Source organism: Pseudomonas sp. R2-60-08W, assembly GCF_003852335.1.
Classification (GTDB): domain Bacteria; phylum Pseudomonadota; class Gammaproteobacteria; order Pseudomonadales; family Pseudomonadaceae; genus Aquipseudomonas.
The window spans coordinates 3,234,891-3,256,522 of the sequence record NZ_CP027731.1; the positions used below are offsets into that span (position 1 = coordinate 3,234,891).

At 61.5% G+C, this 21,632-nt stretch carries 19 protein-coding genes and 1 pseudogene; 11 read left to right on the forward strand and 9 right to left on the reverse strand.

The genetic code is table 11. From position 1 onward, the window contains the following. Positions 1 to 36: 36 nt before the first annotated feature. Both C4J90_RS14650 and C4J90_RS14655 read right to left on the reverse strand, forming a co-directional pair. Positions 37 to 1,440 (reverse strand): MFS transporter, encoded by a 1,404-nt coding sequence (locus tag C4J90_RS14650; protein WP_124363076.1) that lies wholly within the window; start codon positions 1,438 to 1,440, stop codon positions 37 to 39. A gap of 142 nt (positions 1,441 to 1,582) precedes the next feature. Then, the gene (locus C4J90_RS14655; protein WP_124420163.1) at positions 1,583 to 2,113 is read right to left on the reverse strand and encodes a GNAT family N-acetyltransferase; all 531 of its coding nucleotides are present in this window, start codon (positions 2,111 to 2,113) and stop codon (positions 1,583 to 1,585) included. Positions 2,114 to 2,469: 356 nt separating this feature from the next. On the opposite strand from C4J90_RS14655, the gene proP reads away from it, so the two are divergent. Together proP and C4J90_RS14665 are read left to right on the forward strand one after the other, a co-directional pair. Beyond that, the gene (proP, locus tag C4J90_RS14660) at positions 2,470 to 3,972 is read left to right on the forward strand and encodes a glycine betaine/L-proline transporter ProP (RefSeq protein WP_124367236.1); all 1,503 of its coding nucleotides are present in this window, start codon (positions 2,470 to 2,472) and stop codon (positions 3,970 to 3,972) included. A 51-nt stretch (positions 3,973 to 4,023) separates the two neighbouring features. Continuing rightward, entirely contained in the window at positions 4,024 to 4,530 is a 507-nt protein-coding gene (locus C4J90_RS14665; RefSeq protein ID WP_124363079.1) for a GAF domain-containing protein, read from the forward strand. Here the strand turns inward: C4J90_RS14665 and C4J90_RS14670 are convergent. Further along, positions 4,505 to 5,428 (reverse strand): AraC family transcriptional regulator, encoded by a 924-nt coding sequence (locus tag C4J90_RS14670; RefSeq protein WP_124420164.1) that lies wholly within the window; start codon positions 5,426 to 5,428, stop codon positions 4,505 to 4,507. The genes C4J90_RS14665 and C4J90_RS14670 overlap by 26 nt on opposite strands. Before the next feature lie 174 nt (positions 5,429 to 5,602). Here C4J90_RS14670 and C4J90_RS14675 point away from each other — a divergent pair, with 174 nt between their 5' ends. Beyond that, a complete protein-coding gene (locus tag C4J90_RS14675; protein WP_124420165.1) occupies positions 5,603 to 6,625 on the forward strand; it encodes an alpha/beta hydrolase in 1,023 nt (340 codons plus the stop codon). Beyond that, a complete protein-coding gene (locus C4J90_RS14680; protein ID WP_124370898.1) occupies positions 6,625 to 7,812 on the forward strand; it encodes an MFS transporter in 1,188 nt (395 codons plus the stop codon). Before C4J90_RS14675 ends, C4J90_RS14680 begins: the two co-directional genes overlap by 1 nt. Here the strand turns inward: C4J90_RS14680 and C4J90_RS14685 are convergent. Further along, positions 7,805 to 8,626, reverse strand: coding sequence for a helix-turn-helix domain-containing protein (locus C4J90_RS14685; RefSeq protein ID WP_124363083.1), 822 nt, complete (start codon positions 8,624 to 8,626; stop codon positions 7,805 to 7,807). The genes C4J90_RS14680 and C4J90_RS14685 overlap by 8 nt on opposite strands. A 97-nt stretch (positions 8,627 to 8,723) precedes the next feature. On the opposite strand from C4J90_RS14685, the gene C4J90_RS14690 reads away from it, so the two are divergent. Beyond that, a complete protein-coding gene (locus tag C4J90_RS14690) occupies positions 8,724 to 9,935 on the forward strand; it encodes an MFS transporter (RefSeq protein ID WP_124420166.1) in 1,212 nt (403 codons plus the stop codon). Positions 9,936 to 10,073: 138 nt separating this feature from the next. Here the strand turns inward: C4J90_RS14690 and C4J90_RS14695 are convergent, their stop codons facing one another. Further along, positions 10,074 to 10,382, reverse strand: a complete 309-nt coding sequence (locus C4J90_RS14695) for a DUF2834 domain-containing protein (protein ID WP_124414843.1) — start codon at positions 10,380 to 10,382, stop codon at positions 10,074 to 10,076. A gap of 121 nt (positions 10,383 to 10,503) precedes the next feature. On the opposite strand from C4J90_RS14695, the gene C4J90_RS14700 reads away from it, so the two are divergent. Both C4J90_RS14700 and C4J90_RS14705 read left to right on the forward strand, forming a co-directional pair. Next, entirely contained in the window at positions 10,504 to 12,213 is a 1,710-nt protein-coding gene (locus C4J90_RS14700; protein ID WP_124420167.1) for an amidase, read from the forward strand. Positions 12,214 to 12,522: 309 nt separating this feature from the next. Next, positions 12,523 to 12,954: a nuclear transport factor 2 family protein gene (locus C4J90_RS14705; protein WP_124367244.1), complete on the forward strand. Its 432-nt coding sequence runs from the start codon at positions 12,523 to 12,525 to the stop codon at positions 12,952 to 12,954. Between the two features lie 29 nt (positions 12,955 to 12,983). Here C4J90_RS14705 and C4J90_RS14710 read toward each other — a convergent pair whose 3' ends face one another. Continuing rightward, positions 12,984 to 14,309 carry a PLP-dependent aminotransferase family protein gene (locus C4J90_RS14710; RefSeq protein ID WP_124420168.1) on the reverse strand — a complete coding sequence of 442 codons (1,326 nt, stop codon included), beginning with the start codon at positions 14,307 to 14,309 and terminating at the stop codon, positions 12,984 to 12,986. A 90-nt stretch (positions 14,310 to 14,399) separates the two neighbouring features. Between C4J90_RS14710 and C4J90_RS14715 the strand changes: the two genes are divergently transcribed. Together C4J90_RS14715 and yghX are read left to right on the forward strand one after the other, a co-directional pair. Then, positions 14,400 to 15,290, forward strand: coding sequence for a DMT family transporter (locus C4J90_RS14715; RefSeq protein WP_124420169.1), 891 nt, complete (start codon positions 14,400 to 14,402; stop codon positions 15,288 to 15,290). A 106-nt stretch (positions 15,291 to 15,396) separates the two neighbouring features. Further along, the gene (gene yghX / locus C4J90_RS14720) at positions 15,397 to 16,284 is read left to right on the forward strand and encodes a YghX family hydrolase (RefSeq protein ID WP_124420170.1); all 888 of its coding nucleotides are present in this window, start codon (positions 15,397 to 15,399) and stop codon (positions 16,282 to 16,284) included. 415 nt (positions 16,285 to 16,699) lie between these two features. On the opposite strand, the gene C4J90_RS14725 is transcribed toward yghX, so the two are convergent. From C4J90_RS14725 to C4J90_RS14730, 3 genes and pseudogenes are all read right to left on the reverse strand, one after another. After that, positions 16,700 to 17,542 (reverse strand): IS3 family transposase, encoded by an 843-nt coding sequence (locus tag C4J90_RS14725; protein ID WP_305955275.1) that lies wholly within the window; start codon positions 17,540 to 17,542, stop codon positions 16,700 to 16,702. Then, positions 17,539 to 17,847: a transposase gene (locus C4J90_RS27170; RefSeq protein ID WP_256658866.1), complete on the reverse strand. Its 309-nt coding sequence runs from the start codon at positions 17,845 to 17,847 to the stop codon at positions 17,539 to 17,541. The genes C4J90_RS14725 and C4J90_RS27170 overlap by 4 nt, the downstream gene beginning before the upstream one ends. 171 nt (positions 17,848 to 18,018) lie before the next feature. Next, positions 18,019 to 18,376, reverse strand: a pseudogene (locus C4J90_RS14730) (LysR substrate-binding domain-containing protein); the annotation flags it as partial. A gap of 93 nt (positions 18,377 to 18,469) precedes the next feature. Here C4J90_RS14730 and ampC point away from each other — a divergent pair. Both ampC and C4J90_RS14740 read left to right on the forward strand, forming a co-directional pair. Further along, positions 18,470 to 19,624 carry a class C beta-lactamase gene (gene ampC / locus C4J90_RS14735; protein WP_124420171.1) on the forward strand — a complete coding sequence of 385 codons (1,155 nt, stop codon included), beginning with the start codon at positions 18,470 to 18,472 and terminating at the stop codon, positions 19,622 to 19,624. A 130-nt stretch (positions 19,625 to 19,754) separates the two neighbouring features. Then, positions 19,755 to 21,578 carry a serine hydrolase gene (locus C4J90_RS14740; protein ID WP_124420172.1) on the forward strand — a complete coding sequence of 608 codons (1,824 nt, stop codon included), beginning with the start codon at positions 19,755 to 19,757 and terminating at the stop codon, positions 21,576 to 21,578. Positions 21,579 to 21,632: the final 54 nt, after the last annotated feature.

Genomic DNA, 21,632 nt, shown 5'->3' on the forward strand with positions numbered 1-21,632 from the left:
ATTGCCGGAGCGGCTTGCCCGCTCCGGCATACTCCCTCAGAGGTCGGTGATTTCCTTATGACGCGGCACCAGCGTCTTCATCACGCTCCACGCCACCAGGTACGCCAGGGCACAGATCGCAAACATGATCATGTAGCCGGTGTGGATGTCGTTGATGGATTTGTAGTAGTCGAACACCCAGCCGCCGATCTTGGTCATCACCACCCCGCCCAAGCCCCCGGCCATGCCGCCGATACCGACCACCGAAGCGACGGTTTTCTGCGGGAACATGTCCGATACCGTGGTGAAGATATTGCACGACCACGCCTGGTGTGCCGAGGCACCCACGCCGATCAGCAGTACCGGGACCCAAAAGCTGATGTAGCCCAACGGCTGCGCGAGCAGCACCACCAGCGGGAACAGCGCAATTACCAGCATGGCTTTCATGCGGCCATCATAGGGCGCGTCGCCCCGTGCCATGAAATAGCTGGGAAACCAGCCACCCCCGATACTGCCGACCATGGTCATGCTGTACAGCACGGCCAGCGGCATCACGATGTCGGCGCCCTTCATGCCGTATTGCGCCGACAGGTAAGTGGGCAGCCAGAACAGGAAAAACCACCAGACGCCGTCCGTCATGAACTTGCCGAAGGCAAAGGCCCAGGTCTGGCGATAGGTCAGCAATTTGAACCACGAGACTTTTTTCGGTGTTGCGCCCGCAGCCAATGGCGTGAAGGGTTGTACGGTCTGGTCGCTGCGAATGTAGGCCAGTTCTTCGGCCGACAGGCGTTTTTGCTGCTCAGGTTTTTCGTACACGGCGGCCCACACAGCCACCCACACGAAGCCCAGCATGCCGATGACCATGAAAGCCGCTTCCCAGCCCCACATCCCGGCGATCAATGGCACACAGATGGGCGCCAAAATCGCACCTACGTTGGCGCCCGAATTGAAGATGCCGGTGGCGAAGGAGCGCTCTTTCTTGGGGAAGTATTCGGCCGTGGCCTTGATCGCAATGGGAAAGTTGCCCGCCTCGCCAATCGCCAGCACCGCGCGTGACAGCATGAAACCGGCAATCGACACCGGAATCACCGCCAGGCCGACGGCAGTGCTGACCGCCGCAAGGCCCTCGCCCATCTGCACCGAGAAGGCATGCATGATCGCACCGGTGGACCAGATGCCAATCGCCACGACGTAGGCGGCCTTGGTGCCGATCTTGTCGACAAACCGCCCGGCGAACAGCATGGAAATCGCATAGACGAACTGGAACACCGCCGCGATGTTGGCGTAATCGGTGTTGCTCCAGCCAAATTGCGTGGACAACTGCGGCGCCAACAGGCTGAGCACCTGGCGGTCGAGGTAGTTGACGGTAGTGGCGAAAAACAGCATCGCGCAGATCGTCCAGCGATAGCTGCCGACCGCCTGGCCGACACGATGGGCACTGATGGGCTCGTTCAGATTCATGGCATCACTTTTTATTTTTGTTAGGTAGGACATATGTAACGTCATATGTCGTCGTACAACTGTGGCTTTTATATCGGGCTGCCTGGGCAGTGTCAATCTGAAAGATTGCTGTGAGCGAGGATTTACAGGGGTGTGAAAACTGTCAGGCTGAGGCGGTTGTAGGATGACAAACGCGCATTACCCGGCTGGGTGCTTGGCCGGGCACATCATCCAGCAGGCCGAATGGCTGCATGCCGATCTTCTCCAACACGCGGATCGACGCCGCGTGCTCCGGTCGTACCAAGCCGAAAACCTCCGGCAAGCCCAGTGTTTCGAATGCCAGCACCAAGGCATCGCGCCCCACCTCGGTGGCATAGCCCTGCCCCCAGGCTTCGACGGCGAAGCGATAGCCGAGGTTGATGCGCGGCACTGTCAGGTAGTTGAGCGGCGCAATGCCGCCGAAGCCGATGATGTGTTCGGGAGCCTCACGCCGTGCAACCGCCCACCAGCCGTAGCCCAGGGCAGACCATTGGTCGAGCCAGCGCTCCAGCAGGCGCTGCGCATCATCGACACTGGCCATGGGGCCGGCAGGGTTGAACAGGTTGGTCTGGGGGTCGCTGTAGATGGCGAATAATCGCCGCACGTCAGCAGGCTGTGGTTGGCGGTAGATGAGGCGTGAATGGTTGTTTGGCATATAAATGACGTCCCTATTGGCGGCATAACGCTGCGAGCCCAGTGTAACCAGCAAAGACACACCTCTGTCATGCACAGCACTGGACAATGTGGGAGGGGGCTTGCTCCCGATGGCGGTGGGTCAGCAGCAGATGCATTCATTGACAGCCCCTCATCGGGGGCAAGCCCCCTCCCACATTAGAGTTTCGTTAACGCTTGGATACGCGCACTGCCGGGTGGCATGGATCACGACATTTTAGCTAATTCGAGAAAAAGTAGCCCAGTGGGTGAATTATTTAGTGTCCGCTTGTATCTGAAGTGACAGAGCGGTGCCATCGCGGCGATGGCGCCTCCCGTTCAGCTTCTAGAGTGGCCCGCATGAAATTACGTAAGAAACGCGTCAAACCCATCGGTTTGAACGACATCACCATTGTCGACGACAACAAGATGCGCAAGGCAATCACCGCCGCCGCACTGGGCAACGCCATGGAATGGTTCGACTTTGGCGTCTATGGGTTTGTCGCTTATGTGCTGGGCAAGGTGTTCTTCCCCGACGCGTCCCCCAGCGTACAAATGATCGCGGCACTGGCCACCTTCTCGGTACCCTTCCTGATCCGTCCGCTGGGCGGTCTGTTCTTCGGCGCTCTGGGTGACAAGTACGGACGACAGAAAGTCCTCGCTGCCACTATCGTGATCATGTCCCTGAGCACCTTCGCCATCGGCCTGATTCCGGGGTACGCGTCCATTGGCATCTGGGCACCGATCCTGTTGCTGTTGTGCAAAATGGCCCAGGGTTTCTCGGTGGGCGGCGAGTACACCGGCGCGTCGATTTTCGTCGCCGAATACGCCCCGGACCGCAAGCGCGGGTTCCTCGGCAGTTGGTTGGACTTCGGCTCGATTGCCGGCTTCGTACTGGGCGCCGGCGTGGTGGTATTGATTTCCACTGTGCTCGGCGAGGCGGATTTCGAGGCCTGGGGCTGGCGCTTGCCGTTTTTCCTGGCGCTGCCCCTGGGCATCATCGGCCTGTACCTGCGCCACGCGCTGGAAGAGACTCCGGCGTTCCAGCAACACGTCGAAAAACTCGAGCAGGGTGACCGCGAAGGCCTCAGCCATGGCCCCAAGGTGTCCTTCAAAGAGATCGCCACCAAGCATTGGCGCAGCCTGCTGACCTGCATTGGTATCGTCGCGGCCACCAACGTGACCTACTACATGCTGCTCACGTACATGCCCAGCTACCTGTCGCACAACCTGCATTACGCCGAAAACAGCGGTGTGCTGATCATCATCGCGATCATGGTCGGCATGTTGTTCGTGCAGCCGTTCATTGGCTTTGTCAGCGACAAGATCGGCCGCAAGCCCTTCATCATCGCCGGCAGCATCGGTTTGCTGTTTTTGTCCATCCCGGCGTTCATGCTGATTACCAGCGGCAAGACCGGGCTGATCTTCAGCGGCCTGCTGATTCTGGCAATTGTGCTTAACTTCTTTATCGGCGTGATGGCATCGACGCTGCCGGCGATGTTCCCCACTCACCTGCGCTACAGCGCGCTGGCGAGTGCCTTCAACGTCTCGGTATTGATCGCCGGTATCACGCCAACGGCTGTGGCCTGGCTGGTAGAAAGCACCAATGACCTGTACATGCCTGCTTACTACCTGATGGTATTCGCCGTGGTCGGTCTGGTCACGGGCCTGACCATGAAGGAAACTGCCAATAAACCACTGCGTGGGGCGGCCCCGGCGGCCTCCGACATGGAAGAAGCCAAGGAACTGTTGCAGGAGCACCATGACAATATCGAGCAGAAGATCGAGGACATCGATGCTGAGATTGCGGCGCTCCAGGCCAAGCGCGAAAACTTGGTGCAGCAGCACCCAAGGATCAATTAAGACCTGGCTGTGCGTGGTCGCTGCCTGCGGCCACGCCTTTGGAGCGTTCAAATGATTCCAAGCGTCACCTCTGCCCAATCGCTGCTGAGCGCCGACGAACGCGCGGCCATTGCAGAAATCGAAGCGACCACCAACATCCTTAAACTGGTCACCCGCCTGACCGGCATGCGCTTCGCCGGCATCGCCAAATTCACCGACCTGGAATGGGTGGTCTGCTCGGCCTACGACCCCATGCAGATGGGCATCCATGTCGACGACGTGCTCGACCTGGAAACCACCCTGTGCAGTGAGTTTTGCGTCGATCCCCAAGCCTTGTTCGTCCCGCAGATCAGCCTCGACGGCCGCTTTGCCGCACGCCCGGTGGTCAAGCAATTCGCCATCGAGAGCTATGCCGGCGCGCCGATTTTCCTGCCCGACGGGCGCCTGTTCGGCGCGCTGTGCGCGCTGGATTCGCGCGCCATGCTGTTCGACGACCCCAACCTGCCAGAAACCCTGAGCCTGTTCGCACGACTGATCGGGTGCATCTTTTACGCTAACTTGACTCCGTCAGATCAGTAACACCTGCCCTGCCCCGCAGCGCGGCCATGTCGCGCTTGGGCGGTACGCCGAACAGGCGGCTGTACTCACGGCTGAACTGCGAAGGGCTTTCATAACCGACTTTGAACGCGGCACTGGACACGTCCTGGTGCTCGTTCAACATCAAGCGCCTGGCCTCGTTCAAGCGCAGCCATTTCTGATACTGCAGCGGACTCATCGAGGTCAGTTGGCGGAAGTGATGGTGAAAGGTCGCCGCGCTCATTTGCACGCGTGCGGCCAGTTCTTCCACGCGCAGCGCGCTGTCGAAATTCAATTTCAGCCAATCGATGGCCTTGGCGATCCGATACCCCTGCCCGTCCACTGAACAGATCTGGCGCAGTCGGCCGGCCTGGTCGCTCTTCAATAACCGGTAGTGGATCTCGCGCTGGATCAACGGCGCCAGCACCGGTATTGCGTCAGGTTCATCCAGCAATGCCACCAAGCGCGCGAATGCTGCCAGCATGCCATCCGTCACCGAGCCGATGCCAACCCCTTTCATCATCGCGCGCTCACGGGTTGGCGGCAGGCCGCCCTGGGCGATCAGCTCGGCGAGCATGCGCAGGTCCAGCTTGAACATCAGCCCCAGGCACGGTTGCTCGGGGCTGGCGACCAGCACTTCGGAGTTGGCCGGAATATCCAGCGAGGTCACCAGAAATCGCGATGTGTCGTAGGGATAGCCCTCACCGCCGACCCATAACCGTTTCTCTCCCTGTACCACCAGCACGATGCTCGGTTCGACCATGCACACCACCGGCGCGGCCGGTTGTTCACGCCGATAGAACCCCAGGCCCGGGATCGGCATGGGGAAGTCGCCGGGCGCCGGGATGCGCGAGCCGATGGCCTGGATCAGCGCGTCCAGCGGCGATTGATGGATCGTCATAGGGCCCTTCCACTGCTTCACTGAATGTGTTGGCAGGACTTTACCTGCGCCAGCCCCAGGCGTCGCCGCCAAACCGTGAAACTCAGAGGATCAGGCAAGTAATCCACTCAAATGCACTACAGAAGCCCGGCCGCCATCGGGAAAATGCTCGGACACTTCGCAAGGAACATCCCTATGAAACGCCTCTTGCTCGCGCTGGGTTTGCTGGTGACCTCCCTTTCTTCATTAGGAGCCGACATGTCCAACAGTGCTGATAATTTCTACACAAGCGACACGGTGACGGCTGAGAACGTGACCTTCAACAATCAGTACGGCATGCCGGTCGCGGGCACGCTGTTCATGCCGGAAAAGCTGGCCGCAGGTGCCAGTAACGCGGCCATTGTGGTCGGTCACCCCATGGGCGCCGTCAGGCAACAAAGCGCCAACCTCTATGCCACCAAAATGGCCGAACAGGGCTTCGTCACGCTGTCCCTGGACCTGTCGTTCTGGGGCGAAAGCGCCGGCACGCCGCGCAACGCGGTGCTGCCCGATCTCTACACCGAAGACTTCAGCGCCGCCGTGGACTTCCTCGGCACCCGCCCCCAGGTCGATCGTGAACGCATCGGTGCCATTGGCGTGTGTGGCAGCGGCAGCTTCGTGATCAGCGCGGCGAAGATCGATCCGCGCATCAAGGCGATAGCAACCGTCAGCATGTACGACATGGGCGCCGCCAACCGCAACGGCCTCAAGCACGGCGTGACGCTGCAACAGCGCCAGCAGGTGTTGCGCCAGGCTGCCAACCAGCGCTATGTCGAGTTCCAGGGCGGCGAAACCGTCTACACCGGGGGCACGCCGCAGACCCTCACCGGCGACGCGGTGGGCGATGAGTTCTACGATTTCTACCGCACCCCGCGCGGCGAAGTCACCCCGCCAGGCGCCTCCAAGCTGACCACCACCCGGCCGACGTTGACCAGCAACGTGAAGTTCATGAACTTCTACTCGTTCAACGACATCGAGACGATCTCCCCACGCCCGCTGCTGCTGATTGCCGGGGCCGACGCGCACTCCCGTGAATTCAGCGAAGACGCCTTCCAGCGCGCCGCCGAGCCCAAGCAATTGCTGATCATCCCGAACGCGGGGCACGTCGATCTCTACGACCGGGTCGACCTGATCCCGTTCGCCAAACTCACCACCTTCTTCCAGGGCTATTTGAAGTGATGTCTGCTACATCCCAAACCCAACGCTGGGGCGCCGTGCTGGCGATGTCGCTGGCGGCGTTCGCGCTGGTCGCTTCCGAATTCATGCCGGTAAGCCTGCTGACACCCCTGGCCGCCGACCTGCACATCACCGAAGGCCAGGCCGGCCAGGGCATTTCGGTGTCCGGGGTGTTTGCCCTGCTCACCAGCCTGGTGATCGCCTCGATCGCCGCGCGGGTGGATCGCAAGCGCCTGCTGATGGCGCTGACACTGCTGATGATCGTCTCCGGCAGCGTGGTGGCGTTCGCCCCGAACTACCTGGTGTTCATGCTCGGTCGCGCGTTGATCGGCGTGGCGATTGGCGGCTTCTGGTCACTGTCGGCGGCCACGGCGATGCGTCTGGTGCCGCAGGCCCAGGTGCCGCGTGCCCTGGCCATCGTCAACGGCGGCAACGCACTGGCGACGGTGATTGCGGCGCCGCTGGGCAGCTTTCTCGGCGGCATCATCGGCTGGCGTGGCGCGTTTTTCTGTGTGGTACCTGTGGCCGTGATTGCACTGGTGTGGCTGCTGGTGAGCCTGCCTGCGCTGAAGAACAAGGCCGAGGCGAAAGCCGGCAATGTCCTGAGCCTGATGAAAAACCCCACCGTAGCCCTGGGGATGGTGGCCGTCAGCGTGTTCTTCATGGGCCAGTTCATGCTGTTCACCTACCTGCGGCCGTTCCTGGAAAGCGTGACCCGAGTTGACGTCTCCACCCTGTCGTTGATGCTGCTGGTGCTCGGCCTGGCGGGCCTGGCCGGGACGTTCCTGATTGAACGCTTCCTGAAGCACCACTTGTACCCGACGCTGATTGCCATCCCGCTGATAATGGCAGGCATCGCCCTTGCACTGGTGGCGTTCGGCAGTTCCACCCTCATGACCAGCGTGTTGCTGGGCAGCTGGGGCCTGGTGGCGACCGCCGCGCCGGTGGGCTGGTGGACGTGGTTATCGAGAACCACGCCTGACAACGCCGAGGCTGGCGGTGGCTTGATGGTCGCCATCATTCAATTGGCGATTGCCGCAGGCGCCACGGTCGGCGGCGTGGCGTTCGACCTGAGCGGTTACCAGGCGACCTTCGAACTGAGCGCGGCCTTGCTGGTGGTCGCCACCGTGCTGGCCTACCTGGCGTCACGCCGCCCGCGGCCTGCCCGCGTTATCAGCAGCGCTAGCTGAAAAACTGACTCGGCGTCTTGCCGAACTGTTTTTTGAACATGCTGGTAAAGGCGCTGGGGCTTTCGTAACCCAACTCAAGGGCCACATCGATAATTTTCTCGCCCACCGCGATGCGCTCCAGCGCCAACAGCAAACGGGCCTGTTGGCGCCACTGGCCGAAGGTCATGCCGGTTTCGCGGCGGAACAGGCGTTGAATGGTTTTTTGATCCAGGTCCAGGCGCTGGCTCCAATCGGCGACGGTGGACGCATCGCCCGGGTCTTGCTGCAGCGTCAGGCAGATGTGATTGATGCGCGGGTCGGCGGGCTGAGGAAGCGACAGTGGCAGCGCGGGCAGGATAGCCAGCTCATCGAGGATCAGGCGCATGATCCTGGCGTCGCGCGAATCCTCGGCAAAGGGCGGTTTCAAGCTGACCGAAACTTTGATCAATTCACTCAGCAGCGGCGACACCGTCACCGTCTTCGGCTCGGTCGGCAGGTCCGGAAAGCTGTCCGGACGCACGAATACGCTGCGCATTTTCAAGGTGCCCACGCAACGCAGCGCATGCACCTGGCCACAGGGCATCCAGAACCCGCGATTGGGCGGCACGGTCCACTGGTTCAGCGCCGAATACACCACCATCACACCGCCAATAGCGTAGAGCAGTTGATGCTTGTTGTGGCTGTGCTCGGGAATCACCCAGTTTTCCGGGTAGTCAGTGGCCGAGCTGATGACGGCCCAATCGCCTTCATCGATCTCTTGCAGGAATTTGTCGAGGGATTTGATGATTTCGCCCTTTTTGCGATGAATTACGCCCGAATTGCGCGAGACAGGCATTTGCGTCGACTCTAGCATGGCTCCCGAAATAATTAGAAATGGGCCGCCCGCTCAAGTAGTGTCGGCCCCTGTTCGCTGCCTTGTATGGAATGCCTGCATGTCGACCCTCACCGCGACACCCGCCGCTGCCACCGCGACGCCTCAGGTCAGCCCTTTGGTCATGCGCGTGCTCGGCGCCTGCGCCCTGGCGCATCTGATCAACGACCTGATCCAGGCCGTGCTGCCGTCGATCTACCCAATGCTCAAGGCCAACTACGGCCTGACGTTTACCCAGGTCGGCCTGATCACCCTGACCTTCCAACTCACCGCATCGCTGCTGCAACCCTGGATCGGCTACCACACCGACCGTCATCCCAAGCCCTGGCTGCTGCCGGCGGGCATGGTCTGCACCTTGATCGGCATTCTGATGCTGGCGTTTGTCGGCAGCTTCCCGCTGATTTTGCTGGCGGCGGGGCTGGTGGGTGTCGGCTCGTCAACGTTCCACCCGGAAACGTCCCGCGTGGCACGCCTGGCCTCCGGCGGCCGCTATGGCCTGGCGCAATCGACGTTCCAGGTCGGCGGTAACACCGGCAGCGCCTTCGGCCCACTGCTGGCAGCGGCCATCATCATTCCCTACGGCCAGAGCCATATCGCCTGGTTCGGCCTGTTCGCGGTGTTCGCGATCCTGGTGCTGTACGGCTTGAGCCGCTGGTACCGCCACCACCTCAACCTGTTCAAGCTCAAGCAAGGCGGCAAACCGACCCATGGCCTGTCCAAAGGCCGGGTGACCTTTGCCCTAGTGGTGCTGGCACTGCTGGTGTTCTCCAAATATTGGTACATGACCAGCCTGACCAGCTACTTCACGTTCTACTTGATCGAAAAATTCCAGCTGTCGGTCGCCAACTCCCAAATGTACCTGTTCCTGTTCCTCGGCGCGGTGGCCGTGGGCACCTTCGCCGGCGGGCCGATCGGCGACAAGATCGGGCGCAAGACAGTCATCTGGTTTTCGATTCTTGGCGCCGCACCGTTCACCCTCGCCCTGCCCTATGTCGACCTGTTCTGGACTGCCGTACTCAGCGTGGTCATTGGTTTCATCATCGCCTCGGCGTTCTCGGCCATCGTGGTGTTCGCCCAGGAACTGGTGCCGGGCAATGTCGGCATGATCGCCGGGATCTTTTTCGGCCTGATGTTCGGCTTCAGCGGGATCGGCGCGGCACTGTTGGGCTTGCTCGCCGATAGCCACGGTATCGAATACGTCTACAAGCTCTGCTCGTTCCTGCCGTTGGCGGGCATCCTGACGATATTGTTGCCGTCGACCAAAGGCGTGTAGGCCAGCCGCTATCCAGGCGGGAGACGCTTAAACAATGTGGGAGGGGGCTTGCCCCCGATGGCGGTATGTCAGTTATAGAGGATGTGACTGAACCACCGCCATCGGGGGCAAGCCCCCTCCCACATTGGTATTTTGTCGTCAGGTGCGTCGCGTAAAACCATTGACGACGATATACAGCAGCGGCCCTATCGACACGAACACCGCCGTCAGCAGGAAATAGGGAATCAACGACGCCACAGAGCGCCCCCGCCCCCGCGCATCCCGGTACATCCACACACATGCCAGTATCGCCATCAGGTACAGGTCAATCACCACCTGCGCCGTATCTGGCCGCGACAACAATTGCTGCCCAAACGCAATGAGCGATTGCTCGGCCGTTAACATGGTCGCCACGGTGTACAACGAAAACCCGAGCAAACCGGCCAGGGCGATATAGGGTCTGGGCATGTTCTCCTCCTTGGAGTGCAATGTGAATCATCAGGCTGCTTACCTTAGCAGTAAGCTGGCACTGAGAAATATCTGTACGTAGACTGCCGCCATACCTCCACTTGAAGGCGGCGAAAAAAACCTGATGCAAGTTACCGAAGTCTCCATTGCCCAATTGCGCGCTGCGCTTGAATCCGGCCAGACCAGCGCAGTTGAACTGGTGCAGGCCTACCTGGCGCGGATCGACGCCTATGACGGCCCGCAGACCGCCACCGCGCTGAACGCCGTGGTGGTGCACAACCCCGAGGCCTTGCAGGAAGCCGAGGCGTCCGATGCACGCCGGGCAAAAGGCCAGACGCTGGGGCCGCTGGATGGCATTCCCTATACGGCCAAGGACAGTTACCTGGTCAAGGGTCTCACCGCCGCGTCCGGCAGCCCGGCGTTCGCCAAGCTGGTCGCCCAGCGTGATGCCTTCACCATCGAGCGTTTGCGCGCTGGCGGGGCCATCTGCCTGGGCAAGACCAATATGCCGCCCATGGCCAACGGCGGCATGCAGCGCGGCGTCTATGGCCGCGCCGAAAGCCCGTATAACGCCGATTACCTCACCGCACCGTTCGCCTCGGGTTCGTCCAACGGCGCCGGCACGGCCACGGCGGCAAGTTTCGCCGCGTTTGGCCTGGCCGAAGAAACCTGGTCGAGCGGACGCGGCCCGGCCTCCAACAACGGCTTGTGTGCGTACACGCCGTCGCGTGGGGTGATTTCGGTACGCGGCAACTGGCCGCTGACCCCGACCATGGACGTGGTGGTGCCCTATGCGCGCACCATGGCCGACCTGCTGGAAGTGCTTGACGTGGTGGTCGCCGAAGACCCGCACACCCGTGGCGACCTGTGGCGCCTGCAACCCTGGGTGCCGATCCCCAGCGTCAGTTCGGTACGCCCGGCGTCTTACGCCGAACTGGAGGTGGGCAGCGCGGCCCTGGCCGGCAAACGCTTCGGCGTGCCGCGCATGTACATCAACGCCGACCCTGAGGCCGGCACCAGCGAAAAACCCGGAATCGGCGGCCCGACCGGGCAGAAAATCCACACCCGCGCCTCGGTGATCGAGCTGTGGCAAGCCGCACGCCACGCCCTGGAAGCCGCAGGCGCCGAAGTCATCGAAGTGGATTTCCCACTGGTGTCCAATTGCGAAGGCGACCGCCCCGGCGCGCCCACGGTGTTCAACCGTGGCCTGGTGTCCCGGCAATTCCTCCACGATGAACTGTGGGAATTGTCGGCCTGGGCGTTCGATGACTTTTTGCGTGCCAACGGCGACCCGGCGTTGAACCGCCTGGCAGATGTGGATGGGCCGAAGATCTTTCCCCACGACCCCGGCACCCTGCCCAACCGCGAAGACGACCTGGCCGCCGGCATGGACGAATACGTGCGCATGGCCCAGCGCGGCATCACGCCATGGAACGAGATCAGCAGCTTGCCCGACGGCTTGCGCGGCCTCGAGCAAACCCGCCGGCTGGACCTGGAAGACTGGATGGACCGCCTGGGGCTCGACGCGGTGCTGTTCCCCACCGTGGCCGACGTTGGCCCGGCCGATGCCGATGTCAACGAAGCCTCCGCCGATATCGCCTGGAGCAATGGCGTGTGGGTGGCCAACGGCAACCTCGCCATTCGCCACCTTGGCGTGCCCACGGTCACCGTGCCGATGGGCGTGATGGCCGATATCGGCATGCCGGTCGGGCTGACATTTGCCGGGCGGGCGTATGACGATTCGGCGCTGTTGCGCTTTGCGTCAGCGTACGAAGCCACCGGCAGCAAACGCATGATTCCACCGCGTACACCGCCGTTGTCAGCCGGCTGATTACGGCCCCCTGTAGGAGCGAGCTTGCTCGCGAAAAACGTCCAGGCAACGCGTTTATTCTGAATAAGCGCGGGGGCCCGGAGTTCTTCGCGAGCAAGCTCGCTCCTACAGTGGACCACTTTCGCCTAACTGAATGGCATTAGGGTTTGCCCGAAAACCCCTCCCACAGGTTCAGCCGAGTTCCACGTCGGTAGATAAGTAATTTCAGAATATTTCAAGAACCCCCTTTCCTTCCCCTGCCGATTTATTGCATGGTTGTACGACGACAGACGTCATCATGTCGATCCCCAACAACAATAAGGACTCCCCATGCAAAATCTCAAAGTGCTGATCGCTTTCCTGTGCCTGTTCTCCGGCTACGTCGCGGCTGCACCGGCGCCCGCCGAGAAGGAAGTAGCCCAGGCGGTCGACCAACTGACCCAGGCTATGTTGCACCTGGACCTCAAGCAACTGCATGCGCTGACCGCAGACACCCTCACTTACGGCCATTCCAGCGGCAAGGTGCAGAACAAGGCGCAGTTCATCGAAGACCTGGAAACTCACAAGAGCGCGTTCAAGACCCTGGAAATGCAAAACCAGAGCATCACCCTCAATGGCGATACCGCTCTGGTGCGCAACCACTTTCACGCCCTGGCGGTGAACAGTGGCGTCGAAGTGCCGACCGATATCGATAACTTCCAGGTCTGGCAGAAGCAGAAAGGCCAATGGCTGCTGATCGGTCGCCAGGCCTACAAATACTGACCCCTGTCGGTGAGCCGCTCAGCCACGGCTCACCATTGCGCCACCTTGCGCACCTTGAGCAACGCCTCACGCAGCGCCGTCATCGACACCGACCCCAACGCCAGGCGCAGCGCGTGGGGCACATGGGCCGAGACGGCAAACGGCTCGGCGGTGGAAACGCCAATACCCTCGCGCTGTAAGGTCATGGCCACCTGATCGGCGCGGGCATCTTCGGCCAGCGGCAGCCACAAAAAATACGACGAGCGATGGCTGATATAGCTCAGCCCCGCCAGCACTTGCGCGGCCAAAGCTTGCCGTGCCTGGGCATCTGCGCGTTTTTGCGCCTCCAACTGCGCGACGGTGCCATCTTCGATCCAGGCCACGGCGATCGCACTCATCACACCCGGCACGTTCCAAGTGGTGGCCATGACGGTGCGCTCCAATACCTTGACCCAAGCCAGGGGCGCCGCGATGAAACCCACGCGCAAGCCGGTGGCGACACTCTTGGAAAACCCACCGACGTAGACAGTGCATTCAGGCGCCAAGCTCGCCAGCGGCGGCGGCGCGTATTCGGCCAGGAAGGCGTAGGCGGCGTCCTCGATGATCATCAAGTGGTGCTCTCGTGCAATCGCCACCAGGCGCTCGCGCTGCGCCAGGCTCATCACCCAGCCCAGCGGGTTATGCAGGGTGGGCATGCTGTAGACCGCGCGCACCGGCCGCTTGCGGCACAGGGCCTGCAGGTCATCCAGGTCCGGGCCGGTGGCGCTGGCCGGGATCGCGACGATCTCCAGGTGCAGGGTCTCGGCCAATACCTTGAAGCCCGAATAGGTCAATGCGTCGACGGCGATCACATCGCCAGGTTTGAGCAGCGCCATCAGGGTTACCGCCAAGCCGTGCTGGGCTCCGCTGACCAGCAATACCTGTTCGGCCTGCACCGCCAGCCCGCGCTGCAACAGGTGCTGCGCGACTGCCGCGCGTTCATGCAGGCGGCCGGCATGGGGCTGGTAACGCAACAGCGCTTCCAGGTCGCCGGATAACGCCAACTGGCGCAGCGCGCCACGCAAAAGGTCGGCCTGGCCGGGCAATGAGGGGTAGTTGAAATTCAAATCGAGCATGCCCGCCGCGACGGGCATCTGCCCACTGCCCTGCCCCGGCGGTAACGCCAGTTCGCGCACAAAAGTGCCGCGCCCGGTTTCACCACTGACCAGCCCCATCGCCTCCAGCTCGGCGTATACGCGGCTCGCGGTGACCAGCGCCAGGCCATGCTCGGCGGCGAGTTGGCGGTGCGTGGGCAGGCGCGTGCCGGGCGGCATTTTGCCCGCACGAATGGCCTCGGCGAAGGTATCGACCAGCGACTTGTAGCGGGCGCGCGGCATTGGTGATGTATCCATGACAATTTTTTGATTGCCTCAATCTTCAGCCCTAGGATGCCGAGTACGCAACTTCCCTTTTTCGGACATACCCCCATGGAACGCACCTCGCCTTTCGGCACACTGGACAGCAGCACCCAAGGCTGGATCAACGGTTTTATTGGCGTGGTGATCTTCAGCGGTTCGCTGCCGGCCACGCGCCTGGCGGTGATGGAATTCGACCCGGTGTTCCTGACCATGATCCGCGCGACGCTCGCAGCCATCCTGGGGCTGTGCCTGTTGCGGCTATTCCGCGAAAAACGCCCCACCCGCTCGCAATGGGCGCCCTTGGCTATCGTCGCGTTCGGCGTGGTGATCGGTTTCCCGCTGCTCACGGCGCTGGCGCTGCAATACGTGACCTCCGCGCACTCCATTGTGTTTATCGGCCTGCTACCGCTGGCGACGGCGATCTTCGGCGTGCTGCGCGGCGGCGAGCGGCCGCGACCGGTGTTCTGGTTGTTTTCGGGGCTGGGCAGTGCGCTGGTGATGGGTTACGCCTTCGCCCAGGGCCTGAGCGCCGCACCCGCCGGGGACCTGCTGATGCTATTGGCGGTGCTGGTCTGCGGCCTGGGCTATGCCGAAGGCGCCAAGCTGTCGCGCAGCCTGGGCGGCTGGCAGGTGATTTGCTGGGCCCTGGTAATGTCGCTGCCCGTCGTCGCGCCGTTGAGCTGGCTGCTGGCGCCCGCGTCGTTCACAGGCATCAGCCTGCCGGCCTGGCTGAGCCTGGGTTACGTCGCAGTGTTCAGCATGTTGATCGGCTTTGTGTTCTGGTATCGCGGCCTGGCCCAGGGTGGCATCGCTGCGGTCGGCCAGTTGCAGTTGCTGCAACCGTTCTTTGGTTTGGCGCTGGCGGCGGGCCTGCTGCATGAGCAGGTCAGCCTGGGCCTGCTGCTGGTCACGGTGGCGGTGATCGGCTGCGTGGCCGGCGCGAAGCGCTTCGCGCGCTAGCGCTAGGGGCCAGGGGCTGCTAAACAGAAATGGCGTCCGCGCCCGTGGCCGCACGGGTTGATCCTGGTCTACATTTGACGGCAACCGCTAACCGAGGACTGCACCGATGACTCGTCTCACCGCCAAAGACTTCGCTCCCGAACTGCTGGAACTCTACGATGGCTACGCCCACGGTACGCTGAACCGCCGCGAATTCCTCGACCGCGCCGCGCTGTTTACCTTCGGTGGCCTGACCGCCTCGGCCCTGCTCGCCGCCCTGAGCCCCAACTACGCACTCGCCGAACAGGTGAAATTCACCGACCCCGCTATCGTTGCCGACTACATCACGTACCCGTCACCCAAGGGTAACGGCACGGTGCGCGGCTACCTGGTGCGCCCGGCCAAGGCCGCCGGCAAACTGCCTGCGGTGGTGGTCGTGCATGAGAACCGTGGCCTGAATCCGTATATCGAAGACGTGGCGCGGCGCCTGGCCAAAGCCGGCTTTATCGCCCTGGCGCCCGATGGCCTGACCTCGGTGGGCGGCTACCCCGGCAACGATGAAAAAGGCGTGGCCCTGCAGCAGACCGTCGACCCCACCAAACTGATGAACGACTTTTTCGCGGCCATTGAATGGCTGATGCACCACGACAGCAGCACCGGCAAAGTCGGCATCACCGGTTTCTGCTATGGCGGTGGCGTGACCAATGCGGCGGCGGTGGCCTACCCGGAACTGGCGGCGGCCGTATCGTTCTACGGGCGTCAGCCCGAAGCCAAGGACGTACCCCGCATCAAGGCACCGATCCTGCTGCATTACGGGGAGCTGGATGCGCGCATCAACGAAGGTTGGCCGGCCTACGAGCAGGCGCTGAAAGCCGCCGGCACGACGTATGAGGCATTTATCTACCCGGGAGCCAACCACGGCTTTCACAACGATTCGACGCCGCGTTATGACGAGGCAGCAGCGAACCTGGCGTGGGAGCGCACCCTGGGATGGTTCCGCAAATACCTTGCCTAGATACAATCCAACAACGGTAACCACGATGCGAAGCGAGTCGCTCTTGATCTTGCTTTTGATCTAGGCGCCCCGTTAAACCACGCTGGCCGGAATTCGATATTGATTTGGGGGGTAAACCGGCAGGGATGCCGGTTTAGCCGCCCCGCGCCATGGATGGCGCGTGGCGGCGGCCCCCCAAATCAATGTCGGATTACGGGCACACCGAGCCTGGGCGAGGTGCCGAGTGGTGGGGCAAGAGCGTTTTGCTTACTTTTGCGCTTTTCAAAAGTGAGACGCCGTAAGGGCGGAACCCTAAGCCGCCGTTACCGCAGCAACGGATATGTACTCGGTCCAATCCAACATCCTGGTCGGCCCAGAGGCCGCCATCGGGGGCAAGCTGAACTGGTCAAGTAATCCCGGACACCGATTACGGTGTTTATGCCGCTTTTTGCTCCATGGCTATTGGCGACAGGTAGTTGTTGTAGCTGTGGAGCCTGATTCGGTTGTATCGCATGAAGAAGCTGGTCATATCCTGCTTGGCTTCTTCAACCGTCATATAGCCCTTGGTGGGCACCCACTCTGATTTGAGCGTCCCGAAGAAACGCTCTATTGGTGCATTGTCCCAGCACTGCCCTCTGCGGCTCATGCTTTGGGTTATCCCATACTCCAGCAACGCGGACTGAAAGAGCTGGCTGGTGTATTGGCAGCCTTGATCCGAATGAAACATCAAGCCTGCATGTTTGCCTCGAACCTCCACCGCCATTCTCAGAGCCTTGCTAACCAGGTTGGCGTCATTGATCAGAGAAAACGCCCAGCCAACGATTCGGCGGGCGAACAGATCAATGACCACTGCCAAGTGATACCAGCGTTTCCCAACCATTAGGCTGGTAACGTCGCCGCACCAGACTTGATTAATTGCGGTTGGCTCGAAGTTACGCTCAAGCAGGTTCTTGGCCACAAATGCTTCAACGCCTCTAGAGCGATATTGATGGCGGCGGCGCTGTCTGCTGGCCAGATTTGCCTCCGCCATAAGTTTTCCGGCCAGATGCCGACCTACCTTGATCTGCTGGGCCTTCAAGTGCTGAGAGATCATCCGTGCACCTGCACTTCCCCGGCTTTCGTCATGCAGTTGCACGACTTTTGCTCTAAGCGCGTCACGCTTGGTATTTGGCTCTGAGCGACGCTTAAGCCAGTCATAAAACGCGCTGCGGGAAACGCCTAGCGCACTGCAAAGCAGGCTGGTCGGATATAAACTCGACTCCCTCAGTTCCTCGATCAGGAAAAACGATCGGGATCCGACATCAAGAGAGCCGTAGCCTTTTTTAAGATTTCAGCCTCACTCTCCAGGCGCTTGACCTTGGCTCGTAGCTGTTGAAGCTCTCGCTGTTCATCGCTGATAGCCTTGGTACCTGCCACTGGCTGCCCTTTGTGACGCTCTTTACGAACCTGATCAACCCAGCGGCGCAGAGCCGTAGGGCCAACGTCCATCGATGCACAGACGTCGGGAACTGAACAGTTATCATCAAGAACCATGCTTGCAGCACGTTGCTTGAACTCGTGGGTGTAGGTCTTTCGCTGTTGCATGGAACCTCCTGATTGGGCGAATCATATCGCCCTTAAGAGGTGTCCGGGATCATTAGGCCAGTTCAAGCCCCCTCCCACATTTAGGGCGCGGGGCGTCAGTTAGAGAGGCTTCAGCTTCTGAGCCGTCACAGGTTCAGGGCTACACCAAAGTTGTGTAGATACCTATGCACATCAGGCAGCAATCGCCTGCAACCATCCCTTGAACGCCAGCATCGCTGGCGTCTCAGCCCGCGACTGCAAGCGCGTCAGCCAGTAACTGCCGGTGGTTATCCCCACCGCGAACGGCTGGCGAATCACGTCACTCTCCAATTGCCGCGTAAACATCATCGCCGGCGCCAGTGCCACGCCGAGGCCCTGCAGCGCCGCTTCCATCATCGCCAGCGACGAATCGAACACGATGCTGCGCGGTACCAGGGGTATCGACCGGCAGCCCGGCAGCCTGGAACCACAGGCTCCATTCATCGGTGCGGTAAGAGCGCAGCAATGTGTGTTTCAACAGGTCGGCCGGCGTGTGCAGCTGTTCGGCGACATCGTTTGTATCAGCGACTAATAACGCCTAGATTGGCAGCGCCCGCGCAGGCTCTCAGCCTTAGTCCATCCGTTACAAGAAAGCGAAAATACTATGCAAGAAAAATCCCGTTTTAGCGTACGAAGCCTAATGATTTCAGCGTCTCTGCTGGTTTCTGCTCCGTGCATGGCTGCGACCGACCTGCGCGAGGTGGTGGACAGTCGCGTCAAACCGCTGATGCAGCAACAGGGCATCGTCGGGCTGTCGGTGGCCGTGGTGAAGGATGGTCAGGCGCAATACTTTAACTACGGCGTGGCGTCCAGGGAAGGCAAGCAGCCCGTCACGCAAGACACCCTTTTCGAAGTCGGCTCAGTGTCCAAGACCTTCACTTCAACCCTCGGTGGCTATGCCCAGGCCAGCGGCAAGTTGAAGCTGTCGGACCGCGCCAGCCAGCACTGGGCCGAACTGGCCGGCAGTGCGTTCGATCACATCAGCCTGTTGCAACTGGCGACCTACACCGCAGGCGGCCTGCCGCTGCAATTCCCAGGTGCGGCCGACAGCGCCGCGACCATGCTCGATTACTACAGGCACTGGCAACCCACCGACACCCCCGGTACGCGACGCCTCTACTCCAACCCGAGCATCGGCTTGTTCGGCTACCTCGCGGCCAAAAGCCTGGGCCAGCCGTTCAATGTCGCCATGGAACAGACCTTGCTGCCGGCGCTGGGTTTGAAGAACACCTACCTCAACGTGCCCGCCGACGGGCTGGGCCGCTACGCCCAAGGCTACGATAAGCAGGACAAACCCGTGCGCGTGGGCCCAGGCGCACTCGACAGCGAAGCCTACGGCATCAAGACCAGCACCCAGGACCTGGCGCGCTACGTGATGCTCAACCTGCACCCCGAAACCTTGAGCGCGCCGCTGCAACAGGCGATCGCCACCACACACAACGGTTACTACAGCGTCGACGGCATGACCCAGGGCCTGGGTTGGGAATACTACCCCTACCCCATCACCCAGCAGGCTTTGATAGAGGGCAACTCCACACCGATGGCGCTGGAGTCGCACACCGTCAAGTGGCTGCAACCGGCGCAGGCCCAACCGGCCAATGTGCTCTACAACAAAACCGGTTCAACCAATGGTTTCGGCGCCTACGTGGCGTATGTACCGAGCAGGGATATTGGCGTGGTGATCCTGGCCAACAGGAACTACCCGAATGCCGAACGGGTGAAAGTGGCGCATGCGATCTTGACTGCCCTGGATAACTGACTTGACACATAACCCTATGGTCGAGGCCGGCGTTAACAGTCTTTGACAGTTTCCCGACAAAGCACTCAAAGATTACGTGCCGCCACGGCCGTAGCATTCGAGCATCCAAACCACCATCTGGGTGCTCTTCATGTTTCGCACGTTACGCGGTATCCCGCTGCTCGGTTGCCTGTTGGGCACGCTCGGTTGCCAGGGGCAACCGAGCGCCCCGCCGCCGATTCAAAAAGGCGATTACGGCGCGATCATCCGCTACCTGCAAAGCCGTATACCCCGTGAGATGGCGCGGGACAATGTGGCGGGCTTGTCGATTGCCCTGGTCAGTGGCCAGGAATTGATCTGGGCCCGTGGCTTCGGCCTGGCCGACAAGGCCCGAGGGGTGCCGGTCACCCCCAACACGGCGTTTCGCGCCGGGGGCATATCTACGTTGCTCACTGCCACGGCGGCCTTGCAACTGGTGGAACAACAGCGCCTGGGGCTGGATGCGCCGCTTCAGCAAACCTTGCGCGAGTTCCACGTACGCTCGCGGTTTCACAGCGATCAGGCCGAGGCGGATCAAGCGATTACCTTGCGCCGCTTGCTCAGCCATCAATCCGGCTTGCCCAGCGAGCATTTGCGCGATCTGCGCAGTAACTACGCCATGGGCCAGATGCCGCAACGCGTTTCGGGCGTGTGGCTGAGCAGCCCGCCGGGCTCCCAGGTGGCGTATTCCAATCTGGGCTACGCCCTGGTGGGGGCGGCCATCGAGCGCAGCACTGGTAAAAGCTTCGAGGCGCAACTGCAAGGCAGCCTGCTCAGGCCTCTGGAAATGAACCAGTCAAGTTTCGTCGGCACCGGCACCCAATTGAGCTACCGCGCTTTGGGCTACGAAGAGGGCAAGGCCAGCAACGACGCGCAGGTCCGTGACCTCGCCGCCGCCAGCCTGTGGGCCAGCCCCAAAGACCTCAGCCATTACGTACACATGCTGTTCGCCAAAGGGGTCTACAAAGGCAACCGGGTACTGGGCAGCGCTTCGATCGATGAAATGTTCACCCAGCAGAACACCGGCAACGCCCTGGATTTCGATTGCCAGATGGGTCTCGGCTGGTTTCTGGCGCCGTGCGGGGATGAACCGGTCGGCCCTGGCATACGGGCCTATCAGCACAGTGGCGGCGGCGATGATTTCGCCGCGCAGTTGAGCATGCTTCCGGATCAGCAACTGGCCGTGATCATCATGGCCAATGACAGCAATGCCGAACAGCTGGTGGTGTCGTTGTCCACCGACACCCTGCGCCTGATGCTCCAGGCGCAGACCGGCAAGGCGGTCTGTGCCGACGACTGCCAGGCCCCGAACCACGGCCTCAAGCTGCGCCAAGTGCCGGCCGCAGTCGACCGCAAGCGCCTGGCCGGGTTTTACGCGACCTCATGGGGCGTGTTGCGTATCAAGGATGATCACGGGCGTTTGTCCGGCGAACTGGGCGGGTGCGATTTCGAGCTGATGCGCGACGACCAAGGCTGGCTGCGTGCGCAGAAAAAAATTCTCGGCTTCTGGCTCAAGGACCTTGGCGAACTCGGTCGTGTGCAACTGGACGTAGTCAGGGTACAGGGCCGGCAGATCCTCACCGCCCGCAGCCACGGCCAACGCCTTGCCGTGGGCGAACGCATCGAGCCGCCGCCGCTGCCCCTGGCGTGGGCAGACACCGTCGGCACGTACCAGGTGCTCAATACCCACGAGCCCGATGCGCCATTGAGCGGCGTCAGCGTGCGGCTGGAGGAAGGCTTCCTGGTGATTCGCGGCCAACTGCATGATGGGCCCCTGACCGACTACATCCTGCTGCCCGTCGATAACGCCCACGCGGTCGTAGCCGGCAGCGGCTATGGCCTGGGCGATACCGTCAGCCGTCAGGTCAATGGCCTGAGCGCTTCGGGCTACGCCTTCAAACGTCTGCACTCGCCCCTCGACACGTTGAATTTCTAAAGGACGCAATCGGGGGCAAGCCCTGATTCCAGTCAGTTAAGAAGTAGCAGGAGC